This is a genomic window from Qipengyuania sp. NPDC077410 (genome assembly GCF_044543405.1).
In the GTDB taxonomy this organism is placed as follows: Bacteria; Pseudomonadota; Alphaproteobacteria; order Sphingomonadales; family Sphingomonadaceae; genus Qipengyuania; species Qipengyuania pacifica.
This window is the reverse complement of the sequence record NZ_JBITWB010000002.1, coordinates 1,147,102-1,160,902: the sequence shown is the minus strand read 5'-3', so window position 1 is coordinate 1,160,902 and position 13,801 is coordinate 1,147,102. Positions and strand designations below refer to the sequence as shown.

General features: G+C 60.6%; 13 protein-coding genes. 10 read left to right on the top strand and 3 right to left on the bottom strand.

The genetic code is table 11. The features are described from left to right. Window positions 1–1,781: 1,781 nt before the first annotated feature. The 3 genes from ACIGGE_RS13595 to ACIGGE_RS13585 all read right to left on the bottom strand — a co-directional run bounded on the left by ACIGGE_RS13595 (window position 1,782) and on the right by ACIGGE_RS13585 (window position 3,336). On the bottom strand, window positions 1,782–2,123 hold the full coding sequence (locus tag ACIGGE_RS13595; protein WP_397490747.1) for a matrixin family metalloprotease: 342 nt from the start codon (window positions 2,121–2,123) through the stop codon (window positions 1,782–1,784). Continuing rightward, a complete protein-coding gene (locus ACIGGE_RS13590) occupies window positions 2,065–2,430 on the bottom strand; it encodes an HNH endonuclease (RefSeq protein WP_160728443.1) in 366 nt (121 codons plus the stop codon). Before ACIGGE_RS13590 ends, ACIGGE_RS13595 begins: the two co-directional genes overlap by 59 nt. A gap of 372 nt (window positions 2,431–2,802) precedes the next feature. Then, on the bottom strand, window positions 2,803–3,336 hold the full coding sequence (locus ACIGGE_RS13585; protein WP_397490746.1) for a hypothetical protein: 534 nt from the start codon (window positions 3,334–3,336) through the stop codon (window positions 2,803–2,805). A 161-nt stretch (window positions 3,337–3,497) separates the two neighbouring features. Here ACIGGE_RS13585 and ACIGGE_RS13580 point away from each other — a divergent pair, with 161 nt between their 5' ends. The 10 genes from ACIGGE_RS13580 to ACIGGE_RS13535 all read left to right on the top strand — a co-directional run bounded on the left by ACIGGE_RS13580 (window position 3,498) and on the right by ACIGGE_RS13535 (window position 13,759). Continuing rightward, window positions 3,498–5,042 (top strand): hypothetical protein, encoded by a 1,545-nt coding sequence (locus tag ACIGGE_RS13580; protein ID WP_397490745.1) that lies wholly within the window; start codon window positions 3,498–3,500, stop codon window positions 5,040–5,042. Then, entirely contained in the window at window positions 5,018–5,452 is a 435-nt protein-coding gene (locus ACIGGE_RS13575) for a hypothetical protein (RefSeq protein WP_237452529.1), read from the top strand. Before ACIGGE_RS13580 ends, ACIGGE_RS13575 begins: the two co-directional genes overlap by 25 nt. Then, a complete protein-coding gene (locus ACIGGE_RS13570) occupies window positions 5,449–6,822 on the top strand; it encodes a hypothetical protein (protein ID WP_397490743.1) in 1,374 nt (457 codons plus the stop codon). The genes ACIGGE_RS13575 and ACIGGE_RS13570 overlap by 4 nt, the downstream gene beginning before the upstream one ends. Then, window positions 6,822–7,268: a hypothetical protein gene (locus tag ACIGGE_RS13565; RefSeq protein WP_397490742.1), complete on the top strand. Its 447-nt coding sequence runs from the start codon at window positions 6,822–6,824 to the stop codon at window positions 7,266–7,268. Before ACIGGE_RS13570 ends, ACIGGE_RS13565 begins: the two co-directional genes overlap by 1 nt. Further along, window positions 7,265–8,539, top strand: a complete 1,275-nt coding sequence (locus tag ACIGGE_RS13560; protein ID WP_397490741.1) for a serpin family protein — start codon at window positions 7,265–7,267, stop codon at window positions 8,537–8,539. The genes ACIGGE_RS13565 and ACIGGE_RS13560 overlap by 4 nt, the downstream gene beginning before the upstream one ends. After that, window positions 8,536–10,902, top strand: a complete 2,367-nt coding sequence (locus ACIGGE_RS13555) for a hypothetical protein (protein ID WP_397490740.1) — start codon at window positions 8,536–8,538, stop codon at window positions 10,900–10,902. Before ACIGGE_RS13560 ends, ACIGGE_RS13555 begins: the two co-directional genes overlap by 4 nt. Next, a complete protein-coding gene (locus ACIGGE_RS13550) occupies window positions 10,899–12,122 on the top strand; it encodes a hypothetical protein (RefSeq protein WP_397490739.1) in 1,224 nt (407 codons plus the stop codon). The genes ACIGGE_RS13555 and ACIGGE_RS13550 overlap by 4 nt, the downstream gene beginning before the upstream one ends. Then, on the top strand, window positions 12,119–12,838 hold the full coding sequence (locus ACIGGE_RS13545) for a hypothetical protein (protein WP_397490738.1): 720 nt from the start codon (window positions 12,119–12,121) through the stop codon (window positions 12,836–12,838). The genes ACIGGE_RS13550 and ACIGGE_RS13545 overlap by 4 nt, the downstream gene beginning before the upstream one ends. Window positions 12,839–13,365: 527 nt before the next feature. Then, window positions 13,366–13,566, top strand: coding sequence for a dodecin family protein (locus ACIGGE_RS13540; protein ID WP_151885244.1), 201 nt, complete (start codon window positions 13,366–13,368; stop codon window positions 13,564–13,566). 16 nt (window positions 13,567–13,582) lie between these two features. Beyond that, window positions 13,583–13,759 (top strand): DUF1508 domain-containing protein, encoded by a 177-nt coding sequence (locus ACIGGE_RS13535; RefSeq protein WP_151885243.1) that lies wholly within the window; start codon window positions 13,583–13,585, stop codon window positions 13,757–13,759. Window positions 13,760–13,801: the final 42 nt, after the last annotated feature.

The following is a 13,801-nucleotide window of genomic DNA, read 5'->3' as shown; positions in this document are numbered from 1 at the left end:
TGCTCTTCTGAAAACCTCGTTCTCTTCATCTCGTCCGTCCTTCTGTCAGGGCCGGACTCTAATCGAGACTGGAGGAAAATCAGGGGGTCACGTCACGATCAAACGACTGCGGCGCTTGCGAACCTTTCACAACTACTAGCTAAGTTTGACGCATGCGAAGCTTCGCCGCGTTTTAGTTCAGACGTCGCTTCTCAAAGTTGCGCGGAAACCGCGAGCGGTGTGATACATACCGGGGATGGTGTGCGGAAACGCTCCTAATCAATCACAGCTTTAACAATGCCATGCAGACTTGAAGGATTACGAGGCAATCGTCGTGTCAAAGGTTCGTCGCTGGCAGTTCTGCCAGGTTTCTGGCTCGAAATTTCGGGGAAGGCAATGTTGAGCCGTCGCAGACATTGGAAAAGGGGGGCCCCGCCGCCAAGGGAAGCTTGAAACGGCAGGGCTACACCAACATTTCGAATCGAAGAAATGAAGGTGCAGGGCCAGTCTTATACTAGCCCGAGGCGCTGGTATCATTCGCACATGCTCGGTTGCAGCATCGCTTTCGAGCGCTCTTTGACTATTTCGATAGCAGAGGTGCCCTGTCGCTTAGAACCGAATCTACAACGACAGGGCTACACCATCTGCACGTTCGCATGGGGGCGTAAGGACGATGGTGCAGCAGATGAACTCGCAATCATAAATCTCGTTCCTGAGCGTCTCGCGTGAAGTGCTGGTGCCCTGCCGCAATAAGGAGGCAGACACAACAGGGCGCACCATCGGACGGGTCGCATCGTAAAATGGTGCAAGGCGGTTGTGACAGCCCCATCAGCAGAACTCGTAACAGCAGTTAATCTAGTTCGTTTCTGAGCGGTCCTGCTGAGGGTGCTCAATGGCTGCAAATGGGCCGTTTGCGGTCAGTCTGCTTTTAAGCGAGAACTGCATCAATGCCGACATTGGTCCGGTGGGTCGAAGCATATCTGACCGCTGGCTCGACCCTTTGAAAGCGGTAGCCTTGAGACTGCTGCTAAATGTCCGGCAAACTTTGTACCGCGAACCCCCATCCAGCGAGCGATTTCGATGCACTGCGGCCAATCAGTTTGTTGGCATCAGCTATGCCGAAAGGCTTGGCATTCTCCGTTGCTTTGAGCTCGTTCCAAGTGATCGGTACGGCGACTGGTGCTCCGCTATCCGCAAATAAAAACGTGCTATCCTCGTCGTGAATTCACGTCATGATGCGGCTATGACGGGGATCTCAATTATCCGATCCTGCCGTTAGTTCAAGGTTTTGTATCAAGCGAATGCACTCACTTCGAACCTTGCAAAAGGTTTCGACGAATATCCTCCGGTCGCCCGTTATCGGTGACAGCGATAAAATTTGAATCGGAAATCGCTCTTCGGATTGCGTCGGGTGCGCAATGTCCGAACCAATGCGTGGAGGGTCCAGCGATCTAAGCGCGTATTCAGGTACTGCAGATGGGTATGTGAGGGTGAACATCTCACAATTCTGTTCATTCGAACACGATACCGATCCCGATTCCTGTCCTGCTGTCATCCTCAAAATATAGGAGTTACCAGCGATCTGATAGCCGCTCCCACCGTGGCCGACAATCTTTGTGACGACCGCTCCCTCAGGATATCGAAAGCTAAAGTCAAACGAACTGTCTTTTGAGGCTAAAGTAACGAAACCAACGTCCCGTCGTACTTCTAGGTTCGGTTGAGAGCTTTGTCGCGGAGACATGCTCGGCGCAGTAGCGCACGAGGCCAACATACAACACAATGTTAACAATGAGCCCACTCTATTAATCATACAACCACCTAAGGCTACGTTTGTCGGCTTCAGACAGAGTGCTCGGCCATGCGCCGTTGTATGCATAGCCATACATGATGTCTCTGGTTGTCTGGGTAGTGAGTTTATGCCCCAAACCTTGGGTATGGCCTAACTCGTGCGCCGTTAACCCTCGAATATCCTTCATATTGCTAGGTGTGGTACTGGTGCCGCAATAGCCAGCGCTAAAGGTTGCTGGGCTGATAACCACATCGCCATCCAGTCTGAAAAACCGCTTTCGTTCGCCAACACCTGTTTCATTCCAGGCTCCCCAATCGAATGAAGTTTCTGCAGCGGCGTCTACCGACCCTGCCATGCTTCCCATCGCGACTTCGGCTGTGTCCGTGCGGTTCGCAGACGTTGCTACTTGGCGACCATTCGAAGGTGTTCGAGATGGCGAATACTGGGATGTGTAGCCCGACCAGGTGAAGGTGTACGCCATACATCACGCTGATTGCCTCGAACGACTTCAACAGGGCTTGATCAATCGTGCCGAGGCGATTGTTGCATTCGGCGCAGGTGGTGTCGCGAAGTTCCAGATCGGGCGGACAGCCGAGCGCCTCGGGAATCCCGTGCTCAAGCGAAAGCTTCGGAAAATCGTTGAGGCACCAGATGCAAATCACTCGCTCAGTTATATGCTCTTTTCCCGGCGAGCAAGATAGAGGGGGATTTCGCTCAATGCCCGAAAGCGACCGGGCCGGTTTTTATCAGCCCTGCGCCGAATTGGGTCTGACCGAATGACAACTTTCAGGCACGATCTGCGTCAATCCGAGTGTCCGAGATGAGGGCGCTTTGCCGACTGACAGAAATTGGGCCGTGAGGGGACTGTCGGCTTTCAATTCCCAAATTGCAGAAAGCCGTCATTCTGGAAGCGATCCCAACTACCGATGTAGATGCCGTCGTAACTCTAATCCGAAACCAGACCCTGGAAGCGCAGCACTTCGGCGCTTCTGGTTTTCGGCGAGGTCAATGGGAAGCACTTACAGGTGAGCGGATCACCTAATGTCTGTTGTGAGTTCGATTGCTACGAGGTGCCAGCTGAGCCAATCCCGCTCGAAGCGATAGCTGTTGCCCCTTGCTTCGCTGCGGCCCGAAGGCGTCGCCACGATTGTATTCAGCCCGGACCAGTCGAACGACCAGCTATCGGTGGTTTCCATTATGCGGGGCATGGGGCCGGCGGGCTCTTCCTCGGGAAAATCTGCGGGCAGTCCGGCGGCGGCTGCGAACTGCCATTCGCCATAAGGTTCGTTGACGAACATCCGCACTGCACGCGGGTCCGACATCGCATCCAGAATGACGTCCTTAGTGTAGGGCGGCTCATAGGTATCGACCTGAGGCAACATCTGATTCTCGAAGGCTGCTCGCACGCGCGCCCGGTCGAATAGAGCGAGCAACACTTCGGGCGCAGTTTCCCAATCGCTGAGTGCTGCAATCGCCAGCCTGGGCGAAAAAGCATACCAGCTTCCCCCGGCCACAATTACGATTGCGGCAATAGTTGTAACCAGCCAGATGAAGCGAGAGCTCTTCATGATCGAAAACATAGCAGTCCAAGGAGGCTACACTCAACGGATTATCCCGGATCCGGAAATTCCAACATAAGCGGAAGCTTTTGCTTTCAAGAAAACGTTTCGTTTCAGTGCCGTTCAGCGAGAACGCTCCATGATACATCATCACACTGGGAGATGGTGTATTGATTCGACTTGCTGTTGCCCTGTGCGCCATTCTGGCGGCTTGCTCTGCACAGAATTCGGGCGCGGATCGTGACGGCTATGCCACGATAGTAGAGGCGCCGCCTTACACGCCGATCGAAACGCTTGGCCCTGCGGCCTACACGCCGACCGTGGAAGACCGGCGAATGCGCTTTGCCGACCAGCTGGAGCAGCAACATCTGCCGATGCTGCGCCGCCTCAAGAAGGGCGAACTCGGCAATTTCGGTGGGATCGAGTGGCGCTGGAGCGATGGACCGGAAAACGATGGCCTCGGGACCGTGCAAGGCATTGCCTGGTTCCTGCGCGAGCCGGCGGCCTCACTGGCGCGTTACACATCAGATCCGCTGTTCCGCGCCGAACAAGCTGGTTTTTCGTGTTCGGATCAGGACCGGATCGTTCGCGAATGGGCGGAACGCATCGGTCCCGAGCGGGCCTATCCCGGTTTCGGGAACATGAGTGTGCCGTGGCTTTCCATCGTCATGCCGCGTACTGAATTCGACGCGCTGCGAAAGAAGAAGGGCTGGAAAATTCCGGCCAACCTGCCGCTGCGTTTCGAACCACGGGCAAATCCCGATTTACCGCCGATCGCGTCCGATGTAGCAGGGCAGATCCGCTATTTTGCGCAGACAGAGTTATCTTCTGTTCCGCCTCCGGCTTTGGCGAGCTTCGATGCCATCGTCCTGCGCGATGGTTGCTTCTTTATAGATGAATATGGGGATGACGATCCGCTTGTCCTGTTTCCGTTCGAGGCTGGTGTCTGGCGTGATGAGCAGGGGCACGTCGCCTTTCGTCCCCGCGTTTCAACCGATACCCGCCGGTTCGGGCGTGTCGGGACGCGCCTGCAATTGGGCAGCAGAGGTGAAATCAGCGATCCGCCGGCAGAGCTGATTTCGGCCTGCGGCAACCATCGCGTTGTTGCCGTGACTTCGCTCGATCAGGCGGCGGGGTATGGCAATGACTGGTTCGCCGTGCGCGAATATCGCGACCGCGAAGGGATCAGCAGCGCTGAGGCCATGCGCCGCGCGAACGAATGCATGCTGGCGCAGGAGCAGACCATGGCGGACAATCGCCTGCGCGGCGGGCGCGAACATCCGACACAATGCGCCAAACTGTTCGGCATCTGGGGTAACCCCGTAAACCCGCCTCCGCCGTCGCCGCCGCCCCTGCTGCCCGGAATGCAGACGCAATCCGCCACCGAACCGCTTTTCCCTCCATCGCCTCCCAAGAAGCTGGTGCCGACCCGTAACGGCGTGTGCCGGTTCGAGGAACGCAACCCTGCCGAACGACCCGGAGAACTGATCGCGACCAACCGCGATTCCAATATGATCTTCTGGGCCGATGAAGGCGCGGCGCTGTGGGATCACCCCAACGGCTTCATCGACGAAGGCATGGTGATCCCCGGCAAGCGCATCGTCGCGGCGCGCGAAGGGATGAAGGATCTGTGGATCTTCCCCAATCGCGACGGCCCGATCTACCTCCATTCCGGCCCGGAGATATTCGCATGCAGCCAGCCCGAAGACTGGTGAGGATTGCAGCGCTCGCCCTGGTCATACCGCTGACCGCTTGCCAAGGCGCGCCATCATCGCCGCACCTGATTACCATCGCGAAGCCTGCACGTGCGGGAGAGGCGCTGATCCGGGGCGAACTGGCGGTGGTGCGCGGCTGCGTCGTGATGAAAGGTCCCCGCCGCAATTCGACGGTCCTGTTCGATCCGGGCGTCACCTTGCTGCCATCTGTTGAAGGGCTCCACGATCCACATTCCGGCAACGACATTCCTTTCGGCCAACGCATTAGCGGCGGAGGGGGCTTTTTGCGCGAGAATGCAAAGGGATGGCCGATTTCGGATATCGAGCGTTTCTATGGAGTTACGATCCCTGCGGCCTGCCCGAAAGACGACATCATGCGGCTGCGAAACATGGAAGTTCTGGAAGGATGACTGAGCGAAAGATCTTCTCCCCCGCGTTGTCCGGCTTGCTGGCCGCCAGCCTTGCCGGTTGCGCTTCGCAAGATGCTGCATCGCCGCCATTGTCCGATGGCTTACCGTTTCACGCGGAAATCGGGACGAGCGGTTTCGCCACGATCCTGTCTGCGCCGCCTGCATCATTTGATCCGGTCGAACCCCCGGTGCCCGCACCCCGTACGGCAGAACAGGATGCGGCGGACGCGGATTTCATGCGGGTCGCGGACTACCAAAACAGCGTGATGGACGAAGTGCAGGCGCTGGCTGAACGACTGCGCCGGGAAGAGCGCGGAAACTTCCAGACCTTGCATTATGACAATGAGGGCGAACTCGGCGTCGTCTTCGAATTTCTGCGCGATGGCCCGGCCACGCTGCGCAAGTATAGCAAAAACCCGACCTTTCGCGGGGAAACCGTGCGCTGGTCACAGGAGGAACTGAGGGCTGCCGCTGATTTCATGTGGGAAACGTTCCGCGAAGATCGCGTGATCCAGTCAACCGGTGTTGGCACGCAGGTCGCCACTGTCGAGATCAGCGTCTCGGAAGAAGAATTCCGGGCGCTGGTGAAGCGCAAGGGAGTGACCATTCCCGAGCCGGTTGAGCTGGTCTTTCACGCAACGCCGATGGTGCCCCTGGTCAACCCGCCACGCCCGGCTACGCAGGATCAGGCGGTTCCGGACGAAGTCGCGCCCTATCTGCGTATCTTCCCCCGACACGATCGCCTTGCAGGCGCGTTGCACGCAATAAACAGCCGCGTGACCGTGGTTCTGAAGGACGGCTGCTTCCGCGCCGCCGACAGGAACGATGCGCTGGTGCTGTTCCCGTTCGGCGCAAAGCTGTTCGTCGATAGCAACAATTACCTCGCTTTCGGCAGTGGCGAGCGTCCCGGATACGCGCGCGTGGGCGAAGCGGTCGAGTTCATGGGCTCTGTCAATGAGGTAACGACGCCAGAGCTGGTCGATCCGATCCACGCCGCTTGCGGACCGGGCAAGGTCATCAAGGTGGAGGGAATGGAAAGCGCCGCCGCAGGCGATGCGCAGAGGAAAGTGACCGACCGTGCCATTGCCATCCGCAGCCTGGGGGACCGATACGGCCTGGATGCGCGGCAGGCCGGACGTGCGCTTGACTGGCTCGATGCAAGGGGTGAGGCCAATCGCCAAACCAGCCCGGAAGGCATCGCGCTGCCGCCAATCACGGGTACGATGATGGTCGAAATGCCGCCGCGCCCAGTGATGGATCCGTCCGAATGCCCGCCCGGCAGCAGCCTCAACGCCGGTCTTTGCCGAACCCCTGAAGGCCATCTGCGACCACTGCCGGATTGGCTGGTCGAATTTCTGGAGCAGGATTGATGAAGCGCGCCGACAAATCACAGGCGCGACTATGGCTTGCCCCGATGGGGGCTGCACTTTTGAGCGGTTGCGGCGAGCAACAGCAAAACCGCGACGCCCAGTCGCTGCCATTCGACACAAGGCCTGCCGCACCGAACGAGGTGCCTTATGCAGAAGGCGTCGGCGGCACACTCGGATACAGGGACGGTTGCCTGTTCGTTACGTCGCCGGGTGGCGGGGAAACCGGTCTGGTGATGCCCGACAGTTTCGAACTGAACAAAGACATCCTGTCGAACGGGCAAGTTTCCTTCAAGATCGGCGAGCACGTGAGCTTCAGCGCCGGGTTCCGTTCGCGCGAGCAGGCTGCCGATGTGAACTGCAAAACACCTCTCGTTGCCACGGTAGTCAACAGCTTCCCCACCGAACCGCCGCCCGATCCTTATTCTGGAAAGGAGCAAGATCGATGAAACGCCTTATTCTTTCGCTCGCCCCGCTGACCCTTGCGGCCGGCTGCGCGACGGTACCAGCGCAGACCGGGACAACGGCATTTTCCGAGGCTATCCCGCATGACATCACGGCAGGACAGGCCCGGCTTGCCGTGCAGCTTTATCCGAAACTCGCCGAGGCGGCGGAGCCAAACGACAATCTGTTCATCTCGCCGCTCTCGCTGAGCGAGGGACTGGGTCTGGCGCTCCCCGGTGCGCGGGGGCAGACCGAGGCAGAAATGCGGGATTTACTGGGCTGGGATGCGGCAAGCCGGCCCGAACTGCTGGTGAAGGATTACGACCGTTTTCTGACAAGCACCGGGGATGACAAGGTGGCGCTGTCGGTCGCCAATGCTCTTTGGCTTTCGAACAGGCTGGACTTCACGCCGGATTATCTGCGCGCGGCGAAGAACGGGTTCGGAGCCAACGCGCGGAAGGTCGATTTCGGCGGCAATCCGGCAGGCTCGGCCAACACGATCAATGGCTGGGTCAGCGAACAGACCCGCGAGCGGATCACGAAGATTGTCGATGCGAGCGGGTTCAACGATCTGACCGCTGCCGTGCTGACCAATGCGGTGTGGTTCAAGGCCGACTGGTCGGTGCCGTTCGAGGATGGCTCCACGGGCGAATTCACGCGCGGCGATGGCACTAAAATGCCGATCTACATGATGGAGCGGATCGCGCCGATGGCCTATCGCGAGACGCGCGAAGGGCAGGCCGTGCAATTGCCCTATGGCAAGGACGGGCGCTTCGTCATGGAAGTGTTCCTGCCGCGTGATATGGCAACCCTGCGCCGGTGGGAGCGGGATCTGAATGCCGGATCGTTTGATCTTTCGATGCAGGGCAGCGATGCGAAGTTCGATCTGGGCGCTGCGGAAGAACGCGAAATCCTGCTGCGCCTGCCGCGTTTCGAGGCGCGTTTCGACGATAGCGTCAAAGCCGCGCTGATCGCAGCCGGGATGCCCTGCGCCTTTTCGCCGACCTGTGCCGATTTCGGGGCAATGGCCGACACACCGCTCGCGATTGACGATGTCGCCCACGCCACTTTCCTGCGGGTCGATGAGAAAGGCACAGAAGCAGCCGCTGTTACCGCGGTAAAGATCATCGTTACGGGCTCCCGCCGACTGCCGGATGATCTGCCGCGCATGATTGTCGACCGGTCGTTCCTCCTCACCATCCGCGACCGTGCGAGCGGCGCGCTGATCTTCTTCGGTCGCATTGCCGACCCGACCCCCGTGGAGCAAGCCGAATGATCCGCTATCTCTTCGGCGCGAGCGCGATGGCGCTTGCCATGCCATCACCTGTATTCGCGCAGGATCAAAAACCGCTCTCCGAAACCTGCCCGAACCTGACGGCGGAAGAGATCGAGGCTATCGAGAATTACAAGGGGCAGTATGCGGAAAACGCCTGGTACGCGCGCGCCTATTGCGTAAGCGTGGAGGAGGCGGAGCGGCGGATGGAAATCCAGAACCGCGGTGCCATCGGCCCGCGCACTGAACCGGGGCCGCCACCTCCGCCGCCAGCGCCCGACGATTCCCTCGGTCTGCTGGCGCAGACTCTTCAAGAAAAGGAAGGCGAGACCTTTGCAGGGCTCTGGATCCAGCATCGCCCGACCTATGGCGTGATGGTCGCCTTCACCCGCGATGCGGCGTCGACACTGGCGAAATACACCAGCGATCCGCTTTATGTCCCGGTCGATCGCCCCGGCCCAAGCCTCACCGAGCTGCGCGCGGCACAGGAGCGACTGATGCGCGATCTTCAAGCGCTCGGCGTGAACTGGTTCGGCATGGGCGGGAACGAGGCGACCGGGAAGATCGAGGTCAGACTCGGCCAGAGTGCCGACCCGATCCGGCAGGCGGCGGCACGCGGCGAGTTCGATCTGCCCGACTTCGTGGTGTTCGAGGAGCCCGATCCGTTTCCGATCGCTGCGCCGCCGGTCCCATCCGGCGATGCGCGGATCAGGGGTTTTCCGCAGTTTGCGTATCGCACCGATGGTATGCCGAGTACCCTTGTCCGCGTTCCGGACGTGCCTGCCCGCCTCGAACTGCGCGACGGGTGCTTGTGGCTGGCACCGGAAGGCGAAGAACCGAAAATCGCCGTCTGGGAACAGAGTATGGCGCTCGACCTGACCAACCCTGACCGGGTGGCGGTGATGAACCGCTTTTCCGGCGCAATGGTCTATGCAGGCAGCGATGTGGTGCTGATGGGCCTGCAACCGGACGAGGTCGCGCCACCAGATAATGTCGTCGGTGCAGAGGGCTGCCCCGGGCCCTATCGCGTCGTGCGCGGCATCGTCCCGCACGATGTGTGGGACAAGCAGCAGCGCGAGGAAGGCATTGCGAGCAGGCAGGTGGAACTGGGCAGCAAGGCAGCGGCACAGGCGGATTACGAGGCCGATATGGCGCGACTTGCCGATCTGCAGGTGTGGCGATTCGACTTGCTGGCGGAGCGCGGCGATGTGGTCGCGGCGATCTGGATCGATGAGGGTCAGGGCACTGCACACATCTTCCACACCGATGCCGTGACGAAAGAGGCACTGGTGCCTGCGAAGCTGCGCGATTTCGTAACGTCGCAAGTCGTGCCGCAGGGTGCCGATGCGCTGGAAGAGGCGCGCGCCGACATCGCCGCGCAGCTTGAGGCCGCCGGGGTCGAAGCGCAAGTCGCTGTCGAGCCGCTTGGCGGAACGGTCGAGGTGCGTGCGGCGGATATCGCTGCAGTGTCGCAGGCGGCAGTCGAGGACAAGCTGCGTTTCCCCGCGCTGGTCCGCATCGCGATGGAGAACCAGAGCGCGATCTACCGTCAGGATATCCCGATCCGCAGCGATCCGGAGGCGATCTGGTATCCGCTGGAGGCGCATCCCGATTTTACCGCGATCCGCGCGCTGGTTGAGGAAACGCCGCTCCCCTATTTCGAACCACCAGCTCCCGGGCAGACTGTATCGCGGCAGGAAATGCGCAAGCCGTCGAAGGCCGGATCGCTCCAGCAGACGCATTTCCTGATCGCTTACGGTCTCACGCTCGACAGCATTCGCAAGCTGCGCGCTGCAGGCTTCGACCCTGTCGAGGCGCTGGAAGCGATGAACGGTCGCCAGACGATCGAGAAGCGCGCCATGACCGCAACCGATATCGTCGTTGCCGAGCCGGCGGGGATCGACATCGCGGACGAGGGGCCGGACGGCTTTTCCTCCAGCGTGCGCTGGCGCGTGGTCGAGGTGATGAAAGGTGGCGCGCAACCGGGCGACGAACTGCGGCAGCGGCTCGCCTCCGGCATGCGGACCGATGACGCGGGCGAAACTCGCTATGGGCAGGGAATGGATGATCCGGTGCTGCTGCCTGGCCTGCCGAATTCGCTGGCGCCGGGGTCTCGCTGGGTCCTGCATCTCAGTGACGCGCTCTATCGCCATTCCGCTTATGTGCAGGGCGGCGAAGGTGCGGCGCGTACCGAAGGCAAGTGGTACGTCAACGTGCCGTGGATGACGCCGTCGCTGGTGGGCGAGGACGGGATGGCTCGCCCCGTTTCCAGCTACCCCGAACCCGTCGCTCTGGATGAACTGCGGGAGAGGATCGCTCCGATCCAGCGCGCATTGGGTCTGGAACAGGCAGGAGACACGCAATGATGCGCCGGATCCTGGCAATCGTCGCGCTCGCCGCGCTGGCCCTGCCGCAAGCGGCGCAAGCCTGCCTATATACCCAGCGCCCCGAACAGGTCGGCCACGCCAGTGGCCGGTATTTTGCCAAGGAGATGCTGGCCGCCGCGACCTATGCCGATCTGGTGCTGGTGGAGGATGACGGAACGCGGGCAATGGATGCGCGGCCCACCGGCATCATTACCCTGCGCACGATCGCCCGCTTCAAGGGCAACAGCGCCGACCGCTTCACCGTGTTCGGAAGCCCGCTGACTTTCTCGCCCGACAAGGAGCGGATTTTCAACGCCCCCTTGCAGCATTTCACCAGCGAGACCGGGCAGGTCACGCCCTTCAGCTACACAGAGGAACGGCCTGCTTTACTCTTTCCGCAGGCGACCGCTCCCGGTAGCCCCCCGCCACCGCCGCTGCCTATGACCAGTTGCAGCCCGCCTGCGCTCATGGCCGAGACAGGGCGCTTCTACGTCGTCCTGCGCGATGCGGAGGGCCGGGTTCTCAACAGGCTGACGATGAGCGATGGCAAGACAGCCTCGCCCAACCATCCCGCCTTCGGCTTTGTGCCGGTGGCCTTGTCGGACGAGGATTTCTGGCTCTGGTCGGTGCGTATGGCCGCCGCCACGCCACAAGCGGCGCAGGCGCAGGATGTACTCTACCTTACACCGGGGAGCGATCCCGTACGTGTCGAACGCGATCTGCGCGCCGCGGGGGCGACGATCCGCGCGGCCTATTATGCGCGCGGCGATTTCATCGAGGAGGTGCGTCCGTCGCCGTATGAGCAGGCCTCGCTATGGCTCGCAAAAGCAGCGGATTACCTCGCCCAGAGCCAGCGAGGCCGCATCGGCGATCCGCATCACGGCGCGGCGGAGTTCCTGCGCGGGAGACTTTCTCCGATGGAGCGCTACGGCACCGGGCTCGGCTATGAAGTCGCGCAGGCCTTTACCCGCTCTGTGCGCTATGTGCAGCGGGCTACAGGCACGCCGCGCCTCATTGCGGTGGAGTTGGCTGGCGATCCCGGTGTTCTCGCTGGCCATCCCTTCGTCTCGCGCGTCGCCCCGCTCGACCGGCAACTCGACCGTCTGCCACAAGTGAGCGGCGCGGATGAGGCAGACACATTCGCCACCATGCAGCGGATCGACCGGGATATTTGGCTGCTCAATGGTGGTGCGGGTAACAGGCAAGGAACGCTGCCGTGAGACGAACAACGGCGGTCTCGGTCGTGTTGTGTGCCGTCCTGACCGCATGCGGCGAGCCGAGCGACATTACCGTTCCAGAGCCGGAAATCCCACCGTCCTCAGGCATTTCGCTCGGCGCAATGAGCTTCTTTTTCCCGGTCGGTCTGGAGTTCGAGGGCGACACGGAAAGCTGTCCTAATCGTGCCAGCGAATGCCCTCTCGGTGACGATAGCGTGCATGCGGTCTGGCGATCAGGCACCCTGCGCTTTGATTACGTCCTCGATCATTTCGGCAAGGCCATGTGGGACGACGAGTGGGGCGAGCCTATCACAATCAACGGCAGGCCCGCCTTTCGCAAGACGCTGGACGATGGCGGCAGGCGCTACCTCATTACCAACCATTATGACGGACCGGAGAGTGCGGCAGTGGCGATCTGGCGGGAAGAGGAAGAACCGATCTTCTGGGGCACCTGCTATGCCGACGAGGATTGCGTCGCGGTGTTGCAGACCCTCGCCAGTGTGACGATGCGCCAGGCAAGCCAGGAATGCGCGCTGATGTTTCCGCCGCCGCCGCCGGAATTTGTGCCGCCGCCCGGCTATCGCCCCGATAGCTCGATCATTCCGCCACCGCCCGCTCCGCTGCCTGGTCCGGAACAGTTGCGACCGGCGGCGCCACCCCCTCCACCGGCTCCCAGACCACCCGGGGCGGAGGAGCTCTGCAAGGAATATGTCGATTAGGTATAAGTTCGCCTTGTTCGCCCCGTTCATGCTGTCAGCGCCACTGTTGCTGACCGGTTGCACCACTTCCGGCCCGTCGCGCGAGCCTCCAGCCATGCCGCTGCCCCCTGCGCCGCAGTTGTCGGAGACAGGCACACTCGCGCCGATGACGGATGCGGTGAAGGCGCTCTATGGCGAATGGCGGCCGGTGTCCGGTCCGGGTGTCTCGCCGAAAGACCGGCTCACCATCTGGAGCCCGATGTTCTCCTTTGGCAGCGGCTGCGAACTGACACAGGGCCAGCTGCGCGATCTGGGCGATGGGCGGCCGGCAAACGCACAGATCCATCCAGCCCCAGTCCCATCTGCCAGTCACGGGTCCATCGACCCAATCTGGCTTTTCTTGCCCTCACTTCTAAATCTAGATGGGATGGCGACTTGCTTTGGGCGCATCGCAGGGTTTAACAAATGTAATAGAGCGCTGAGCGCCTCAACTGCTGCGCCAGCAGGCGGAGCAACGCACTGGTCTAAATGTTCAAAGGAGGACTGAAATGGCGATAGCTAAAACGATCGAAGTGATTGCAAGCTCAACTCAGGGGATAGAGGCTGCAGTCCGCGATGGCATCGCCAAGGTGGGCGAAACCGTCACCAATATCGAGGGCGCATGGGTAAAAGACACAAAGGCAGTCGTCCGCGACGGAAGCGTTGCCGAATGGCGAGTGACCATGGTGATCACATTTATCGTAAACTGATCTGAAGGAACGAGATATGGCACATAAGTTCGAGATACATAAAGATAAAAAGGGCGAGTTTCGCGTTCGGTTCAAATACAACTCGGAGGTCATGTTCGCGTCGGAAGGCTACACCAGCAAATCGTCTGCTATCTCCGCAATCGAATCGTTTAAAAAGAACGGACCGGGAGCCCAAGTAGAAGATAACAGCTAAGCGTCTCTGCAATTGCGCCCACCCAAGTTTGGCGATGGGTAA

Coding starts and splice junctions, on each gene's coding strand:
- ACIGGE_RS13595 (WP_397490747.1), bottom strand. CDS start 2,123: ATGGCAGGGTCGGTAGACGCCGCTGCAGAAACTTCATTCGATTGGGGA.
- ACIGGE_RS13585 (WP_397490746.1), bottom strand. CDS start 3,336: ATGAAGAGCTCTCGCTTCATCTGGCTGGTTACAACTATTGCCGCAATC.
- ACIGGE_RS13575 (WP_237452529.1), top strand. CDS start 5,018: ATGCAGCCAGCCCGAAGACTGGTGAGGATTGCAGCGCTCGCCCTGGTC.
- ACIGGE_RS13570 (WP_397490743.1), top strand. CDS start 5,449: ATGACTGAGCGAAAGATCTTCTCCCCCGCGTTGTCCGGCTTGCTGGCC.
- ACIGGE_RS13565 (WP_397490742.1), top strand. CDS start 6,822: ATGAAGCGCGCCGACAAATCACAGGCGCGACTATGGCTTGCCCCGATG.
- ACIGGE_RS13560 (WP_397490741.1), top strand. CDS start 7,265: ATGAAACGCCTTATTCTTTCGCTCGCCCCGCTGACCCTTGCGGCCGGC.
- ACIGGE_RS13555 (WP_397490740.1), top strand. CDS start 8,536: ATGATCCGCTATCTCTTCGGCGCGAGCGCGATGGCGCTTGCCATGCCA.
- ACIGGE_RS13550 (WP_397490739.1), top strand. CDS start 10,899: ATGATGCGCCGGATCCTGGCAATCGTCGCGCTCGCCGCGCTGGCCCTG.
- ACIGGE_RS13540 (WP_151885244.1), top strand. CDS start 13,366: ATGGCGATAGCTAAAACGATCGAAGTGATTGCAAGCTCAACTCAGGGG.
- ACIGGE_RS13535 (WP_151885243.1), top strand. CDS start 13,583: ATGGCACATAAGTTCGAGATACATAAAGATAAAAAGGGCGAGTTTCGC.